The sequence below is a fragment of the Bradyrhizobium sp. I1.14.4 genome (genome assembly GCF_050435825.1).
GTDB lineage: Bacteria > Pseudomonadota > Alphaproteobacteria > Rhizobiales > Xanthobacteraceae > Bradyrhizobium.
Map to the genome: position 1 here is coordinate 47010 of NZ_JBNDLA010000006.1, position 17362 is coordinate 64371.

Annotated in this window: 14 protein-coding genes; 7 read left to right on the forward strand and 7 right to left on the reverse strand. The window is 65.0% G+C overall.

The genetic code is table 11. The features are described from left to right. Positions 1-145: 145 nt before the first annotated feature. The gene (locus ABIB78_RS14525) at positions 146-1774 is read left to right on the forward strand and encodes a beta-(1-6) glucans synthase (RefSeq protein WP_429025469.1); all 1629 of its coding nucleotides are present in this window, start codon (positions 146-148) and stop codon (positions 1772-1774) included. Here ABIB78_RS14525 and ABIB78_RS14530 read toward each other — a convergent pair. After that, complete coding sequence (locus tag ABIB78_RS14530; RefSeq protein WP_429025471.1) at positions 1734-2114, reverse strand: hypothetical protein; 381 nt, start codon at positions 2112-2114, stop codon at positions 1734-1736. The genes ABIB78_RS14525 and ABIB78_RS14530 overlap by 41 nt on opposite strands. A 95-nt stretch (positions 2115-2209) precedes the next feature. Then, on the reverse strand, positions 2210-3577 hold the full coding sequence (locus ABIB78_RS14535) for a hypothetical protein (RefSeq protein WP_429025473.1): 1368 nt from the start codon (positions 3575-3577) through the stop codon (positions 2210-2212). Between the two features lie 182 nt (positions 3578-3759). Here ABIB78_RS14535 and glmU point away from each other — a divergent pair, with 182 nt between their 5' ends. Then, positions 3760-5118: a bifunctional UDP-N-acetylglucosamine diphosphorylase/glucosamine-1-phosphate N-acetyltransferase GlmU gene (gene glmU / locus ABIB78_RS14540; RefSeq protein WP_429025475.1), complete on the forward strand. Its 1359-nt coding sequence runs from the start codon at positions 3760-3762 to the stop codon at positions 5116-5118. Positions 5119-5380: 262 nt separating this feature from the next. On the opposite strand, the gene ABIB78_RS14545 is transcribed toward glmU, so the two are convergent. From ABIB78_RS14545 to ABIB78_RS14555, 3 genes are all read right to left on the reverse strand, one after another. Then, positions 5381-6964, reverse strand: a complete 1584-nt coding sequence (locus tag ABIB78_RS14545; RefSeq protein WP_429025477.1) for a solute symporter family protein — start codon at positions 6962-6964, stop codon at positions 5381-5383. A gap of 14 nt (positions 6965-6978) precedes the next feature. Beyond that, the gene (locus ABIB78_RS14550; RefSeq protein WP_429025480.1) at positions 6979-7266 is read right to left on the reverse strand and encodes a DUF485 domain-containing protein; all 288 of its coding nucleotides are present in this window, start codon (positions 7264-7266) and stop codon (positions 6979-6981) included. A gap of 78 nt (positions 7267-7344) precedes the next feature. Then, positions 7345-8295 carry a LysR family transcriptional regulator gene (locus ABIB78_RS14555; RefSeq protein ID WP_429025482.1) on the reverse strand — a complete coding sequence of 317 codons (951 nt, stop codon included), beginning with the start codon at positions 8293-8295 and terminating at the stop codon, positions 7345-7347. A 157-nt stretch (positions 8296-8452) separates the two neighbouring features. Between ABIB78_RS14555 and ABIB78_RS14560 the strand changes: the two genes are divergently transcribed. Together ABIB78_RS14560 and ABIB78_RS14565 are read left to right on the forward strand one after the other, a co-directional pair. Further along, positions 8453-9517: a carbon-nitrogen hydrolase family protein gene (locus ABIB78_RS14560; protein ID WP_429026144.1), complete on the forward strand. Its 1065-nt coding sequence runs from the start codon at positions 8453-8455 to the stop codon at positions 9515-9517. Between the two features lie 172 nt (positions 9518-9689). After that, positions 9690-10484, forward strand: coding sequence for an adenylate/guanylate cyclase domain-containing protein (locus ABIB78_RS14565; RefSeq protein WP_429025485.1), 795 nt, complete (start codon positions 9690-9692; stop codon positions 10482-10484). 27 nt (positions 10485-10511) lie between these two features. Here ABIB78_RS14565 and ABIB78_RS14570 read toward each other — a convergent pair whose 3' ends face one another. Then, positions 10512-10766: a hypothetical protein gene (locus ABIB78_RS14570; RefSeq protein ID WP_429025487.1), complete on the reverse strand. Its 255-nt coding sequence runs from the start codon at positions 10764-10766 to the stop codon at positions 10512-10514. Positions 10767-10937: 171 nt separating this feature from the next. On the opposite strand from ABIB78_RS14570, the gene ABIB78_RS14575 reads away from it, so the two are divergent. The 3 genes from ABIB78_RS14575 to ABIB78_RS14585 all read left to right on the forward strand — a co-directional run bounded on the left by ABIB78_RS14575 (position 10938) and on the right by ABIB78_RS14585 (position 15228). Then, positions 10938-11999, forward strand: coding sequence for an MBL fold metallo-hydrolase (locus ABIB78_RS14575; RefSeq protein ID WP_429025490.1), 1062 nt, complete (start codon positions 10938-10940; stop codon positions 11997-11999). 512 nt (positions 12000-12511) lie between these two features. Then, positions 12512-14338 carry a glutamine--fructose-6-phosphate transaminase (isomerizing) gene (gene glmS, locus ABIB78_RS14580; protein WP_429025492.1) on the forward strand — a complete coding sequence of 609 codons (1827 nt, stop codon included), beginning with the start codon at positions 12512-12514 and terminating at the stop codon, positions 14336-14338. 107 nt (positions 14339-14445) lie between these two features. Further along, a complete protein-coding gene (locus tag ABIB78_RS14585) occupies positions 14446-15228 on the forward strand; it encodes a DUF502 domain-containing protein (protein ID WP_429025494.1) in 783 nt (260 codons plus the stop codon). 6 nt (positions 15229-15234) lie between these two features. Here the strand turns inward: ABIB78_RS14585 and recG are convergent, their stop codons facing one another. Further along, complete coding sequence (gene recG, locus ABIB78_RS14590) at positions 15235-17343, reverse strand: ATP-dependent DNA helicase RecG (RefSeq protein ID WP_429025497.1); 2109 nt, start codon at positions 17341-17343, stop codon at positions 15235-15237. Positions 17344-17362 lie beyond the last annotated feature (19 nt).

Here is a 17362-nt window from a genome sequence, read left to right on the forward strand (position 1 = left end):
CCATGACTGGAATTTCGTATTTTGTCCAGCAAACTCACAACTTTATCGATCCAGCGCAAAACTGTCGCCGGACAACCATGGTATTGACCTAATCCCGCTCTTGGCAGACGGGCTGTGACCGGCTAATTCGACGGTCCCCCGGAGGATGGAACCGATTTCGCTTCGTACGCCGCTGGCGCTTCTCCTGATCTCGCTCGCCGTGATTGCATCTGTGTGGTGGTGGCTCGCCACGCCGATTACGCTTCCGCGTGCGCCGATCGATCCCGCCGCAAAACTGCAATGCGTGTCCTACACGCCGTTCCGCGGCGCCCAGACGCCGCTCGAATCCGCTACGCAAATTCCGGTCGAGCAGATCGAGCAGGACCTCACCGATCTCGCCAAGGTCACCGATTGCGTGCGGACCTATTCGATCGAGAACGGCCTCGACCAGGTCCCAAGTGTCGCGGCCAAGGTTGGGCTGAAGGTGATGCAGGGCATCTGGCTCGGCAGCAATCGCTTCAAGAATTTGCAGCAGATCGCAATCGCAGTCCGGCTCGCCAAGGAATATCCCGGCGTGGTCACCTCGCTCATCGCCGGCAACGAGGTGCTGCTGCGCGGCGAGATGACGGCAACCGATCTTGCCGGGAACATCCGCGCAGTGAAGGCAGCGGCGGGCAATATCCCGGTTACGTATGCCGACGTCTGGGAATACTGGCTGAAGAATCGCGAGATCTATGACGCGGTCGACTTCGTTACCATTCACATCCTGCCGTATTGGGAGGACGTCCCGATCAAGGCCAAGTACGCCGCCGCGCATGTCGACGACATCCGCAAGCGGATGGCGGTGACGTTCCCCGGCAAGGAGATCCTGATCGGCGAGACTGGCTGGCCGAGCGCCGGGCGGATGCGGGAGGGCGCCTTGCCGTCGCGCACCAACCAGGCGCGGGTGGTGTCCGAGATCCTGGATCTCGCCAAGCGCGAGGGTTTTCGGGTCAACCTGATCGAGGCCTATGACCAGCCCTGGAAGCGCATGCTCGAGGGCACCGTCGGCGGCAATTGGGGCCTGTTCGATTCGATCAAGCGGCAGGTGAAGTATCCGCCCGGCGTCGCGATCAGCAATTATCCCGACTGGAAGCTGCAGATGGCGGGCGGCATGGCGCTGTCCGCCGCCACCTTCCTCACCGCCTGGCTGACACTGCGCCGCAGGCCCTGGACGCCGCGGCCGTCGGCCTGGATCGCGGTTGCCATTTCGGCGACGACGGCGGGCACCCTGCTCGGGATCGCCGGCGACAAGATGTACTACGAGAGCTACGGCGCCGGCGGGTCGCTGCATTGGGGCGTGCTGCTCGCGGCCGCGATTGCCGCGCCGTTGCTGACGGCGCATGCGCTGATCGCCGGGCGTTCGCTGCCGACCTTCCTGGAGCTGGTCGGGCCGCGCGACTATCGCGGCAAGGGCGCGATCGGCGCATTGCTGGCGATCGTGCTGGCGGTGACCACCGTCATCGCCGCCGAAACCGCGCTCGGCTTCGCCTTCGATCCGCGCTACCGCGATTTTCCGTACGCTTCCCTGACCATGGCGGTGGTGCCGTTCGCGCTGCTGACCATGCTCAACCGCCCGAAGGAGGGCATCCGGCCGCTCGCGGAATCCGTGTTCGGCGGCCTCCTGGCGATCGCCGCCCTCTACACGATCTACAACGAGGGCACGATCAACTGGCAGTCGGACTGGACCTGCGTGATATACCTGTTGCTGGCCGCTACGCTGTGGCGGGCGCGGGCCGCGCAAAACCCAGGATGAACAGCCCGATCGCAAGCCCCGACAGCACGACGTTGTAGAGCACGATCCCGAGCCCGGCGGCGATGAGGCCGGCGGTGAGCAGCACGATCGACGGCCGCGTCAGGTTCAACACCGCAATCACCAGCGCAGTGATGCCGAACACCGAGTTCTTGAACAGCACGGTCGATAGTGCGCGCGCCTTGCAGATCATGCTCTGCAGCCCGGCGTCGCAGGCCAGCGCCACGTTCGAGAACTCGATCGCCATGTAGCGCAGGTACAGCGCATAGCCGACGGTGACGAAGCCCACGACCATCAGGAACTGGACCTGATAGGGGGAGAGGCGGAACGGAGGTTTTGTCATCGCGGCACTATGGTCGGGAACGGGGTCTGGGACAAGGCTCGGTCAGAACAGTGAAATTGGTTGAGAATTTGGCCGCAATCCGTTGCTGGACATGATTATTGGCTGTTTCGCCGGAACATCGAGGAGATCGTTGTCGGCTCCGGCTTCTTTTCCTCGGCGACAGGCTGCGGCGGTGGAGCGACGGCGCGCTTCGGCACGACCCGCCGGTGCGGCGCCGGCTTGCTGCCGGCGGGCGGTTCGTTCAGCGCCAGCCGCTGGCCGTCATAGATCGCCGTTTCGCAGGTCCGCTGGATCAGGCTGAGGCCCGCGCAGATCTTGGCGGCGGTCCCGGCGTCGTTCAGCGGTCCGGCGACCAGGCGCAGCTGCATGCCGAGCCCGTTGCTGTTTTCCTTGATCACGATGATCGGCCGCAGCGCGGCCAGCGGCTCGTTAGCCTTGGACTTCAGCAGGCCCCGCCACAGCGCGCGCAGTCCATTGACCGAATTTGCCGTGCCGAGGTCGACGCCGAACTCGGTGCGGTGGATCTGTGCCTTCGGCGCGTCGTCGTCAACTTCGGAGTCCGGATCGGCTGTGATCACCAGCGGAGGCATCGGCGCGGCGCGGACATCGTTGGCGGTCGGCGGCTTGACCGCTTCGGTCGCCTTGTTCGCCGCGGGATCGAGCGATGCCACGAGCGGCTTGTCGGCGACCGGCGCAGCCGCTCTTTCGTCCTCGATGCTGGCCGCAGCAGCGGCGGCGCTCATCGGACTGGCAACTGATGCGGTGGAAGCAGAAGCCGGCGGCGAGTTGTCCGAGGCCGGCGACTTCTCCACGGCGGCCTGCGGCCTGGTCGCGGCGGGTGTCGGCTTCTTGTCGGCCGCCATGGGCTTCTCGGCAGCGGCAATCGGCTTCTCGATCGGGGCGGGCGCCTTGCTGTCGGTGGATGGGGATACCTTCTCGGTCGCTGCCGCTTTGTCCAACGCGGCAGGCGGTGTCGTCGCAACAGCCGCGACCGCCGGTGTCGGCGCAGCTGGTGCCGAATTGGCTGTAGCGGGCGGCGTACCGGGCGCCGCTGCCGAGAGTGATGGTGCGGGCGCTGGGGCCGCCGGCTGCTTGGCGATCGCGCCGGTCACGGAGTCCAGCCCTTGCTCCAGCGTCGTGACGCGCGAATAGAGCCGGTCACGGTCGCCGTTGAGCGTGTCGATCGCGGACGCCAGCCGGCGCGTCTCGTTGTGGCTTTCCTTCGCCAGCGTCTGCAACTGCTGGGCCTGGCGTGCGATGTCTGATGCGGCGACCTGGTCGCGCCGCAGCGTCAACGCCGACTGGTTGGCCATCACGGCGATAGCGACGGCGCCGACCGCGGCAACGCCCCAGGAGCCGAGCCGCCATAGCATGCGGCGATCGAAAGCATCCTCCTCGGCCAAAAAGCCGGTGGTGCTGTCGGCGTCGAAATCCGCCGCCAGATTGTCGCGATCTTTGGCCAAGCCCGCTCGGCCCTCCTCAAGGCCCGCCGAATCACAGGGTAAAGATTAACAGGAAATGGACCGGGAACTTGAATCCGAGGGTTCGCGGCGGCGAATCGGTTTCTTCTGCCGGGGAAAACAATTAAAGACGGCCTCAAAGAAGGCTTTGCGCAGCGAACTGCGCGAGACATCGAGGATTTCGAATGACTGCGCGAACCAGCCTGACAGTGGTGCTTGCGGCCGGCGAGGGCACGCGGATGCGCTCGTCGCTGCCGAAGGTGCTGCACCCCGTGGCGGGGCAGCCGCTGCTGGCGCATGTGCTGGATGCCGCCGCCTCCGGTGAAGGATCGCAGCTGGCGGTCGTGATCGGCCCGGACCATGAGGCGGTCGCCGCCGAGGCACGCCGGGTGCGGCCCGATGCCCAAACCTTCGTGCAGCGCGAGCGGCTCGGTACCGCACATGCAGTGCTGGCGGCGCGCGAGGCGATCGCCCGCGGCGCCGACGACCTGCTGGTCGCATTCGGCGACACCCCGCTGATCTCGGCCGAGACCTTCGCACGGATGCGTGCGCCGTTGCGCGACGGCGCTGATCTCGCGGTGCTTGGATTCCATGCCGCCGACCCGACTGGCTACGGCCGACTGGTGGTCGAGAACGGCAAGCTGGTTGCGATCCGCGAGCAGGCCGACGCCAGCGCTGAAGAGCGCAAGATCACGCTGTGCAATGCCGGCGTGATGGCGTTCGACGGCAGGAAAGCGCTCGCGATCATCGAGAAGATCGGCAATGCCAATGCCAAGGGCGAATATTATCTGACCGATGCCGTCGGCATTGTCAGGGAATTGGGACTGGAGGCCGTCGTGATCGAAACCAGCGAAGATGAAGTGCGCGGCATCAACACCAAGGCGCAGCTCGCCGAGGCCGAGGCCGTGATGCAGGCGCGGCTGCGCAAGCAGGCGCTCGACGCCGGCGTGACCCTGATCGCGCCGGAGACCGTCTATCTCGCCGCCGACACCAAGTTCGGCAAGGACGTCACCATTGAACCGTTCGTGGTGATCGGTCCCGGCGTGTCGATCGACGACGGCGCCGTGATCCATTCCTTCTCGCACCTCGTCGAGGCCAGCATCGGCAAGAAGGCGTCGGTCGGTCCCTATGCGCGGCTGCGGCCGGGCACCTCGCTCGGCGCCGGCGCGCGGATCGGCAATTTCGTCGAGACCAAGGCCGCGGTGCTCGAGGCCGGCGTCAAGGTCAACCATCTGTCTTATGTCGGCGACGCCCATGTCGGCGCCAATTCCAACCTCGGCGCCGGCACCATCACCTGCAACTATGACGGCTTCCTCAAGCACAAGACGCTGATCGGCGAGGGCGCCTTCGTCGGCACCAACTCGTCGCTGGTCGCGCCGGTCACGATCGGCAAGGGCGCCTATATCGGCTCGGGCTCGGTCATCACCAAGGACGTCCCCGACGATGCGATGGCGCTTGAGCGCAGCGAGCAGTCCATCCGCGAAGGCGGCGCCGCGCGTTATCGTGCGGCGAAGCTGAAGGCGAAGGCTGCGAAGGGGAAGTGAGGACGTCGCGTGACGTTCGCGACTCTGTTTCCCCGAAGCTGCGTCGTCCCTGCGAAAGCAGGGACCCATCTCGGCAGCCGACCTTGGAGGCGGGACTCGTCGTTCCAGCATCGCGAAGCAATGACCATCGGAGGTTGGGTCCCGGCCCGGCCTTCGCCGGGACGACACCGAATGTGTCGCGCGGTCGGTTCTCGCGACATGAGCAAATCAGCGCTAGGGGCCGTTTGTCCTCATTGAGGGCGGTCGTCCTGCGCGACGCGGTTCACGCCGCACTCTTCACCTGACCCTGCTCGTTGGCGTTCGGTTGGACCGGTCCGAGCAGGATGCGCCGCTGCATCTCGTCAAAGGCGAGATTTGCATTCTTCTCCCGCGTGACCAGCGATAGCAGGATCGCGACCGCAAAGGACAGCGGCATGCTGATAATCGCCGGATTGCGCAGCGACACGAACCACCATTGATGCTCGATCGCCGCCAGCGGCTTGCCGAGAATGTCGACCTGGATGGTCGGCGACAGATAGATCAGCACCAGGGAGCTCAGCGTGCCGACGAGGATGCTCGCCACGGCTGCAGGCGTCGTGAACCGGCGCCAGGTGATGGCGAGCAAGAGCGAGGGGAAATTCGCGGCGCAGGCGATCGAGAACGCAAGGCCCGCCATGAAGGCGACGTTCTGGCCCTCGAACGCGATGCCAAGAAAGATGGCGAAGATCGAGATCATGACAGTCGCGACACGGGCGACCTTGAGCTGTTCGGCCTCCGAAGCGCTGCCGTTCCGGATCACATTGGTCCAGACGTCGTGGCAGAGCGTGGCGACGCCCGACAGCGTCAGCCCGGCGACGACGGCGAGCATGGTCGCGAACGCGACCGCACAGATGAAGCCGAAGAAGGCATTGCCGCCGACGGCGAGCGCCAGCAGGGGCGCTGCCATGTTGCCGCCGCCTCCGGCCTTTGCCACCGCGTCGGCGCCGACCAGCACCATGGCGCCAAAGCCGATGATGAAGACCATCAGATGAAAGACGCCGATCAGGCCGGTGGCGTAGAGGATCGACAGCCGCGCGGCCTTGGCATCCTTCACCGTATAGGCCCGCATCAGCACATGCGGCATCGCGGCGGTCCCGAACATCAGGCCGAGCCCGAGTGAGATTGCATCCCACTGGCCCGAGACCACCTTGGATCCCGGCTGCAGGACCTTGGTGCCGTATTTCTCGGACGCCGCGGCGAACAGCTTGAGCGGGTTCATGTCGAAATGGGTCAACACGAGAAAGGCAAGCAGGATGCCGCCGCCCATCAGCAGCGCAGCCTTCACCACCTGCACCCAGGTCGTCGCCAACATGCCGCCGAACAGCACATAGACCAGCATGACGCTGCCGACCACGACGACCGACCAGGTGTAGGGCAGGCCGAACAGCAGCTTGATCAGCGATCCCGTCGCAACCATCTGGGCGATCAGGTAGAACAGGATGACGGCAAGCGTCCCGAGGGCGCCGGCGAGCCGCACCGGGCGCTGGCGCAGCCGATAGGCCACGACGTCGGCGAAGGTGAAGCGGCCGACGTTGCGCAGCGGTTCGACGATCAGGAACAGAATGATCGGCCAGCCGACCAGCCACCCGATCGAATAGATCATGCCGTCGAAGCCGTTTGAGGTGACGATGCCGGCAATTCCGAGCAGGGCGGCGGCGCTCAGGAAGTCACCTGCGAGTGCCCAGCCATTCTGCCACGGCGTGACTTGGCCGCCGGCGGCAAAGAAGTGTTCGGTGGTGCGGGTGCGCCGTGCGGCCCAATAGGTGATCGCCAGCGTCAACGCCATGAACGCGAAGAAGAACCCGATCGAAAGCGTGCTGCTGCCCATCTTTCTCTGCCCCTTTAGCGAAGATTGCGGATGCCGGCGTCGAACACCCGGTTCGCCCACAGCACATAGACCAGGCAGAGCGCGAAGGAGGAGATGATGACGAGCGGGCCGAGCACAATGCACAGCGACAGGCCGGGCATCAGGATGGTGCCGAGCAGCGGCTTGTCGAACGCGAAGAGGCCCATGAAGCCGAAATAGATCACGATCATCGCGACGCTGAGGACGAGCGCGACAATCAGCCGCTTCCTGGCCAAGGCGCCGACGCTCGGCGCCGGACCGGTATTGCCGGGAAAAACGTTCATGTTTGGCCCCTCAAAACTTCAGCGCGCCCTACCTTGCGCCAATCGGACGAGCTTCAGCCGGGCCCCGATGGAAGGGAACTATGGATTTTTGCAATCTGCCGTGCGCGGCTGCGGCACGGCATCGGCCAGCGTGACCTGCATGTCGGGGTCCTGCTTCAGGGTATTTTTCAGAAACGCGCGGACAGCGCGGATGCGTGGGGCAAATTGCAGGTCGCTGTGGACATTGAGCCAGACCTCGCGAACGGTGCCGGCGAGGGCGGGCAGCACGGGTATCAGGTCGGGCCGGTCGTTGGTGGCAAAGCTTGGCAGCATGACGATGCCGAGGCCGCCCGCGGCGGCGTTCATCTGCGCGATCATGCTGTTGGAGTGGAAGGCAATCTTCGGCTCCTCGATGACGTCGGCGAGCCAGCGCACCGAATCGACCTGGATCAGGTCCTCGATATAGGAGACGAACCAATGGTCCCCGAGGTCGCGAAGGGTTGCGGGCATGCCGTGATTGTCGAGATAGCTTTGGCTCGCGAATAACCCAAGCCGAAACTTGCCGATGCGCTCGGAGATCAGGCCCGGACCGGGTGGCCGGAAGAAGGACACGAACAGATCGGCTTCGCGCTTGTGGACATAGACCGTCTGGGCGGACGTGACGAGCTCGACGGAGAGTTGTGGCGCAGTGCGACGCAGTTTGGCAAAGCGTTGCGCCAAATAGAGCGAGGCGATCCCCTCCATGGTGGCGAGCCGTACGGTCCCGACGAGCTCCTGGGTGTCGCTGGCGCTGGCCTCCTCACGGATCGCGATCACCGCGCTCTCGACCCGCTCGGCATGACGCAACAAGCGCTCGCCGACCTCGTTGAGCTTGAGCCCAGTGCGGTGGCGTTCGAACACCGCAATCCCGAGGGAAGCCTCCATCTGGGCGATACGCCGGCTCACGGTGGAATGGTCCAGCCGCAGCCGTTTTGCTGTCTGGCTCAAATTTCCGGCGCGAGCGGCGCAGAGAAAGACCCGCAAATCGTCCCAGTTGATCGTATCGAACATGACCTGCCTCCGGATTGCGACCCTTGTCGGCAAAGCAATTCCCGTTCCAACGCGGCGGCTCCGATCCTCCGCAACCGACCTTGCGACAATTCCCATGCATGCCGGGAAAGTTGGGATGATACCGCTTCGTTCCCCCATCTTAGCCGGGATTTTCGTCATGCTCCCTCGTTTCAAGGCTGCTGCCGTCCACGCCGCGCCCGTCTTCCTCGACAGTCGGGCGACCACCGAAAAGGCGATCGCCATCATGCGCGAGGCGGCCAGGGCCGGCGCCGAGCTGATCGCGTTTCCTGAAACCTATATTCCCGCCTTTCCGGTCTGGGCCGCGCTGTGGCCTCCGATCGACAATCACGACTTGTTCGTACGCATGGCGGAGCAGTCCGTGCTGGTGGACGGACCAGAAGTGGCGCGGCTTTGCGCCGAGGCGCGCGGCCTCGGCGTCACCGTCTCGATCGGCATCAGCGAGCGCTCAGCCGTCAGCGTTGGGGGGCTGTGGAACTCGAACCTGTTGATCGGCGAGACCGGCGAAATTCTGGCTCATCACCGCAAGCTGGTTCCGACCTTCTACGAGAAGCTGGTGTGGTCGTCGGGGGACGGCGCGGGCCTTAAGGTCGCGGAGACACGGCAGGGCCGGATCGGTGCGTTGATTTGTGGCGAGAATACCAATCCATTGGCCCGCTTCGCGCTGATGGCGCAGGGCGAGCAGGTGCACATCTCGAGCTGGCCGCCGATGTGGCCAACGCGCCGCCCGGCAGGCGGCGGCAATTTCGACAACGTCGCCGCCAACCGCATCCGGGCCAGCGCCCATTGCTTCGAAGCCAAGGTGTTCGGAATTGTCACCGCCGGCTACATGGACCAGCCGATGCGGACCTTCCTCATTGAACGCGACAGGACCATCGCCGACGTGATCGACCAGACGCCACGTGCGGCGAGCTTCTTCGTCGATCCGACGGGTAGCGTCTTCGGCGATGAGTTGCAGGACCACGAAGGGATCGCCTACGCGGAGATCGATCTCAATCGCTGCGTCGAGCCGAAACAGTTTCACGACGTGGTCGGCTACTACAACCGCTTCGACATCTTTGGCATGACGGTCGACCGCAGCCGGCTGACCCCGGCACGATTTCGCGATGAAGAACAGCCAATAGCGAAAGCGCAGGACGAGGCCATTCTGTCCATCGATGCTGGCGCTGTATCGAATGGGCAAAGGCGCGACTGCCGGAGCTGACCAGAAGCCGGGTCTTGTTCGATCAGTCCTTCGCCTGCGGCGCTGATGCCGACATCGCTGGGCCCGGCGGTTTCGATCGGTGCGGAAACGAGCACCGTTGCCAATGCGGAAATGTATGGCTACGCTTTGGCCCAGGTAAGCCCCAACCGCTCGTTCGATCGGCCGGACGCTCATGCCCAAATTCCTTCGCATCGGAGTGCATCAATCGAACGTGTCCGGATACACGTCGAAGGCATGGTGCATTCGACGGGCCGGCTCGACGGTTTTCCTGAAGTGGGGCGCCGTGGAGGTTCAGGGCGCTGGCGACCGGCGAAAGGTATATTGGACGTTTCCACCGCAGGAAAAAACCATCCGATGCCGCACCGTGCAGCGTGCCCAGGACTACACCAAGGCCGCGGTCGCGCGGCGGCGCAGCCATCGCTATGAACCGCTGACCGGAAATATTGCGAACCGGCGTCGAACTGCCGATCGAGGCTCGGAGCTCAAACAGGCGCTCGCCACGATCCTCTATGTCGATATCGTCCGATCCACCGAAAAGGCCGCCCGGCTCGGCGACGCGCGTTGGGCAACGGTGATGAATCATTATTACGCCGCCGTCCGCAGAGAGTTGAAGGCTTTGCGCGGCAAGGAAGTCGTGACGACAGGGGACGGCGTGCTGGCGACGTTCGGCGTGCCGGTTGCCGGGGTCCGTTGCGCGACCGCGATCGTCAAGGCCGTGCGCACGCTCGGGCTGGAAATCAGGGTGGGACTGCACGCCGGCGAATACAAGGTGAGCGGGGCGGAGGTCATCGGTCTTGCGTTTCATATCGGCGCCCGCGTCGCCGCAAGAGCGCGTGCCGGCGAGGTCCTGGTCTCGAGCGCGGTCAGGAATCTGATGCTGGAGTCGGAAATCCGCTTCAAGGATCGCGGCGCGCACCAGCTCAAGGGCGTGCCGGAGCGATGGCGGCTCTACCGGGTGGAACAGTAAGGCGTCCTGCAAGAATGGGCGCGGGTGCTACCGCGCGCCGAGGATGCGCTGCCACAGCGTGCCGCCGAGCACCTTCCAGCCGAGATAGAAATACGCAACGATCAGCGCGAACAGCAGCAGCGCGGGAGCGCCGGTCAGGTTGAAGCCGTCCTTCGTGGTCTGGCCCGTGGCGGCGCCGATGGCGTAGCCGCCGCCGAAGAATACGGTGATGAAATCGAGGAAGCCGGCAAGGCCGCGGCGCCAGAACGGCTTGATGAGCTTCGGGACGGGATCGGCTGACATCACATCGGCTCTTTCACTGACTTCAGGATACTGCACGGGGCCTGTGAGGCAATCTCGACCCAGCTGCCGGCTCTCGCTGTGTTGACGTAGGCTTCGGGACCACCGTCTTGCCATTGACCGCAAATCTCGACAGGCTCGGAGCGGAAGGGCTGCAAGCTAGGGAACTCGACCATGAAGGCGCCTTTGTTCGCGACGGGGTTGTTCATCGCCGGCTCGATCTTGACGGGCACATCAGGCGTCAGTGCAGCGCCATGCCTGATCGTAACCTTGACGGGCACTCAGGGCGGGCCACAGTCGTTCAACGGTCTCGCCGGCGCCGGGACCCTGGTGCGCTATGGCGATGATGCCGATGGATGCGCGGCCGAGCTGCTGCAATTCGACGCCGGCCGTGGAACCACGATGCGGCTGTCGCAACTTGGTATCACGCCAGGGCAGCTCAATGCAGTGTTCTTCACGCACATGCACAACGACCACACGGAGGGATTTGTCGATCTCGTCCAGCTCCGCTGGTCCTTCAATGCAAGCGGTCCAAAACTTGACGTCGTTTGCAGCACCGATGCGACTTCGCCGCAGGGCGCCACGATCAGCTGCGGCAAGTTCACGGCTCATGTCGCCGATGCGTTCATCCAATCGGGCGAAATCGCACAACGCCATTCTGAGGTGGGCGAACGAACGACGGGAGGCCCAGCCAACATTATCAATACAATCACGTTCGAGCCTGGAGAAGAACCGCAGCGCGTTTGGTCCCTGGGCGATCTCAAGGTAAGCGCAGTTCGCTCGAGTCACATTGCGGGTCACGTATCCTACCGCGTGGATACGCCCGCCGGCAGTGTCGTGATCGGTGGCGATGCGAGCAACGATATCGCCGTGCCGCCGCGCAATTCATCAACGTCGGATCAGGTCGAAAGGCTTGCCCGGGGAGCGGATATCATTGTGCATTCGGCCGTCCACCCCATCATGGCTCCCGGCAGGGGCAGCGGCATGCCCGCCTATGCGTATCTGCGTCAGAGTTCGGTGCCCGATCTTGCCGCGATGGCAAAACGAGCGGGCGCCAGGTACCTGATGCTGACCCATCTGATACCGCCGCTCGGAGCTGATCGACAATATCCGTTCAAGGTTCCCGGCGGCCCGCTCACGGAGACTGATTATAGGAAAGCAGCCGAGGAGGGTGGCTTTCCTGGCGACATCGTGATCGGGACCGACCTTGCGAGCTTGCGTCTGCCGGCGAAGTAAGTTTCGCAGGTGAGGGCGACCTCGATCCGGTTGTCGGCCCTCGCGGTGATCCGGCAGCTCCGCGACAGTTGCGCTGCATGCTCAAGGCGTGCCACGAAGTCTGGCGGCGTGCCAGGGGTGCATCCGTGAGCAATCGCCTGATCCATGTCGTCGCTATGTCACATGACATCGACGGTAGTTGCTGATCGTGTCGACGGTCCAGGAGCCCGCATCATGTCGTGGAGCAAGGTGCGGAACGGTGCCGCGTGGGTCGGGTTGAGGGAGCCCGGTGGCAAGGGCCTTTCGTTTCGGTCCAACCTAGCACGACCCGAAGGGGACGCCGGCGGGCGCTCGCTGGCGCGCCCTTGCCAAAATAGTTAGCCGCGATTAACCAGCCTTTCGCATCAACCTTGCCGTTTAAGACTGTCGCAATCGGCAATAATTATTGAGTATCTTGCGGCCGGCGATTCCCGTTAAGGGACCGTGTCGCCGCTTTGGCAAGTTTTCGGCGATTTTTGGGGACATTGAACCGCATGTGCGGCATCGTCGGCATTCTTGGACGCGCTCCGGTCGCGGAGCAATTGGTCGATTCGCTCAAGCGGCTGGAGTACCGCGGCTACGATTCCGCCGGTGTCGCCACGCTGGAGAACGGCTCCCTGGCGCGGCGCCGCGCCGAGGGCAAGCTGAAGAACCTCGAGGCCCGGCTGGCGGCAAAGCCGCTCGGCGGCCACACCGGCATCGGCCACACCCGCTGGGCCACCCACGGCAGGCCGACCGAAAACAACGCACATCCGCACGCCACCGAACGCGTCGCCGTGGTGCATAACGGCATCATCGAGAACTTTCGCGAGCTGCGCGAGGAACTCGAAGCCAGGGGCGCGGCGCTCTCGACCGAGACCGACACCGAGGTCGTGGTGCATCTGGTCGATAATCTGCTCAAGGGTGGCGTCAAGCCGATCGAGGCGGTGAGGGCGGTGCTGTCGCAACTGCGCGGCGCGTTCGCGCTCGGCTTCATCTTCGCCGGCGAGGACGATCTGATGATCGGCGCCCGCAACGGCCCGCCGCTCGCGATCGGCCATGGCGAGGGCGAGATGTATCTCGGCTCCGACGCGATCGCGCTCGGGCCGTTCACCGATACGATCAGCTATCTCGAGGACGGCGACTGGGTGGTGCTGAACCGCAAGGGCGCCACCATCTTCGACAAGGACAACGCCATCGTCCATCGCGAGGTGATCAAGCACACCACTGCGACTGCTTTGGTCGACAAGGCGAATTATCGCCACTTCATGGCGAAGGAGATCCACGAGCAGCCGGAAGTGGTCGGGCACACGCTCGCCCGTTACGTCGACATGGCGACCGAGCGCGTCATGCTGCCGGTCAAGCTGCCGTTCGACTTCAAGGATATCCAGCGCATCTCGATCACCGCCTGCGGCACCGCGAGCTATGCCGGCTTTGTCGGAAAATACTGGCTGGAGCGGCTGGCACGGCTGCCGGTCGAGCTCGATGTCGCGTCCGAATTCCGCTACCGCGAGGCGCCCTTGCGCAAGGGCGACCTTGCGATCTTCATCTCGCAGTCCGGCGAGACCGCCGACACGCTGGCCGCGCTGCGCTACGCCAAGGCGCAGGGCGCGCACACGCTGTCGGTCGTCAACGTACCGACCTCGACGATTGCGCGCGAGAGCGAGACGGTGCTGCAGACGCTCGCCGGTCCCGAGATCGGCGTCGCCTCGACCAAGGCGTTCACCTGCCAGCTGATGGTGCTGGCCTCGCTCGCGGTTGCCGCCGGCAAGGCGCGCGGCGAGCTGTCCGATGCCGACGAGGCCAAGCTGGTGCATGGCCTGGTCCAGATTCCGCGCCTGATGTCGGAAGCGCTGACCGCCGAGCCGCAGATCGAGAAGCTGGCGCGCGAGATCTCGAAGTCGCGCGACGTGCTCTATCTTGGCCGCGGCACCAGCTATCCGCTGGCGCTGGAAGGCGCGCTGAAGCTGAAGGAAATCTCCTACATCCATGCCGAGGGCTATGCCGCCGGCGAGCTCAAGCACGGGCCGATTGCGCTGATCGACGAGCACATGCCCGTCGTGGTGATCGCGCCCTACGACAAGGTGTTCGAGAAGACCGTCTCCAACATGCAGGAGGTCGCCGCCCGCGGCGGCAAGATCATCCTGATGACCGACGCCAAGGGGGCGGCGGAGGCGACCATCCAGTCGCTGGTGACGATCGTGATGCCGGATATGGGGGCGACCTTCGCGCCGATCGTGTATGCCGTTCCGGTGCAGCTGCTCGCCTACCATACCGCCGTGGTGATGGGCACCGACGTCGATCAGCCCCGGAATCTAGCCAAATCGGTCACGGTCGAATAGTCGCAAGGCGGGCTGTCACGCAGCCCCTTCAAAAATGCGTCAGAATGGCTTAGCTGGGTGGTGGACAACGGCCGCTTCGACGCCGCTTCGACGACCTTGGAACCCCAATGACTTCCAATCAAGTGCCTCCCGCCTCGACGGGTGATCTGCCCCCGGATGCCCCCCGCGGGCTGATGGCGCGTTTTCGCAACTATTTCCTGACCGGCCTCGTGGTCGCCGGGCCGGTTGCGATCACCCTGTATCTGACCTGGTGGTTCGTGAACTGGGTCGACAATCTGGTCCGGCCGTTCGTGCCCACGGCCTATCGGCCGGAAACCTACCTGCCGTTCGGGTTGCCCGGTTCCGGCCTGATCGTCGCCGTCGTTGCGCTGACGCTGCTCGGTTTCCTCACCGCCAATCTGATCGGGCGAACCCTGGTCGATCTGGGCGAGCGGCTGCTCGGGCGGATTCCTGCGGTGCGTGCGATCTATCGCGGCCTGAAGCAGGTGTTCGAGACGCTGTTCTCCGGCAACGGCTCGAGCTTCCGCCGTGTCGGCCTGGTCGAGTTTCCCTCGCCCGGCATGTGGTCGATTGTGCTGATCTCGCAGGCGCCGAGCCCCGAGCTCGCCGCCAGCCTGCCCGGAGAGGAAGAGCATATTTCGGTGTTCTTGCCATGTGCGCCGAACCCGACCACCGGCTTCTTCTTCTACGTGCCGAAGAGCAAGATCATCGAGATCGAGATGAGCACCGAGGATGCCGCGACGCTGATCATGTCGGCCGGCGTGGTGCAGCCCGGCGCCACCGATCAGAAGCGCGCAGCGGCGCTCGCCGGCATGGCCAATGCCGCACGCATCGCCAACCAGGCCTCGTTGCAGCCGGCAGCTCAGCCCGCGCCGGCGAAGGTGGAGTAGCGGGAGTCACCCCGCGCCGATCAACGGTACGGCTTCGTCGCGTTCGTAAAGATAGAGCAGGCAGCGCAGCGCTTCGCCGCGCTCGCCCTTCAGCTTCGGATTGGCCTTCATGATCCGCAGCGCCTCGTCGCGGGCCTGGGTAATCAGCTGGCCGTGCACCTCTGAGCGGGCGATGCGGTACCCGGGCAGGCCGCTCTGCCTGATACCGAGCACGTCGCCTTCGCCGCGCAGCTTCAGGTCTTCCTCCGCGATCCGAAATCCATCCGTGGTCTCGCGGATGACCTTGAGCCGCGCCTTCGACATCTCGCCGAGCGGCTCCTTGTAGAGCAACAGACAGGTCGACGCCTCCGAGCCGCGGCCAATGCGGCCGCGCAGCTGATGCAGTTGCGCAAGTCCAAAACGCTCGGCGTTCTCGATCACCATGATGGTCGCGGCCGGGACGTCGACACCGACCTCAACGACGGTCGTTGCAACCAAGAGCCCGATCTCGTGCGCGGCGAATTGCGCCATTACGCGATCCTTCTCGGCGCCCTTCATCTGGCCGTGCACGAGGCCGACGCGATCGCCGAACCGCTTCTGCAGCGACTCAAAACGTTCGGTCGCGTTGGTGAGATGTTCGGTGCCTTCGGCCTCTGATTCATCGACCAGCGGGCAGATCCAGTAGACCAGCTTGCCCGCAGCCAGCGCGCGGCCGACGCCGTCGATGACGTCCTCGATCCGGCTCATCGGCACCGCGCGGGTGTCGATCGGCTGGCGGCCGGCGGGCTTCTCGCGCAGCTCCGAGACGTCCATGTCGCCGAAATAGGTCAGCACCAGCGTGCGCGGGATCGGGGTGGCGCTCAGCACCAACACGTCGACGGCCTCGCCCTTGGAGGTCAGCGTGAGCCGCTCGCGCACCCCGAAGCGATGCTGCTCGTCGACCACGGCAAGCGCCAGCGCCTTGTAGACCACGTCGTCCTGGATCAGCGCATGGGTGCCGACCAACAGGTCGATCTCGCCGGCCTCCAGCCGCGCCAATAGTTCGCGACGCTCCTTGCCCTTCTCGCGGCCGGTCAGGATGGCGACGCGCATTCCGGCGCTCTCGGCGAGCGGCGCGATGGTCTTGATGTGCTGGCGCGCCAGGATTTCGGTCGGCGCCATCAGTGCGGCTTGCTTGCCGGCCTCTGCGACGGCGGCCGCCGCCAGCAGCGCCACCACGGTCTTGCCGGAACCGACATCGCCCTGCACGAGGCGCAGCATCCGCACCGGCTGGCGCAGATCCTCGATGATTGCCGCGACCGCCTCCTGCTGCGACTTGGTCAGCGCATAGGGCAGGGCATCGATGATCTTGTTGCGCAGATGGCCGTCGCCGGCATTGCGGACGCCGGCGGGGCGGCGCAGCGTCGCGCGGACCAGGGCCAGCGCGAGCTGGCCGGCGAGCAATTCGTCGAACGCCAGCCGCGACCAGAACGGGCCGTCGGGCAGGATATCGGTCAGTTCGACCGGAACATGGACGCGGGTCAGCGCCTCCCTGATCGGCGGGAAGTTGCAGCGGCGCAGCGCCTCGGGGCTGATCCACTCCGGCAGATCCGGCAGCCTGGTCAGCGCCTGCGCAATCGCGCGCCGGAGCGAGCCGATCGCAAGCCCCTCGGTCAGCGGATAGACCGGATCGATGCCGGACAGCTTTGCAAAGCCGGCTTCATCGACGACGCGATCGGGATGCACGATCTGCGGGACGCCGTCATACATCGCAAGCGTGCCGGAGACATAGCGTTTCTCGCCGACCGGCAGCAGCTTCTCGACATAGCCGGGCTGGGCGCGGAAGAAGGTCAGCACGACATCGCCGGTGTCGTCACTGGCATAGACGAGGTAGGGCGCGCGCGAATTGCGCGGCGGCGGCGGCCGATGGCGGTCGACGGTGACCTCCAGCGTGACCATGGTTCCGACCGCGGCGTCGCGGATCTTCGGCCGCGCCCGGCGGTCGATCACGCTCGCCGGCAAATGCAGCAGGAGATCGACCAGCCGCGGCGTCTCGCTGCGATCGAGCAGATAGCGCAGCAGCTTGTCCTGCTTCGGGCCGACACCCGGGAGGGTCGTGACCTGGGCAAACAGCGGATTGAGCAGGGCGGGGCGCATCGGTGTCCTCATACACACG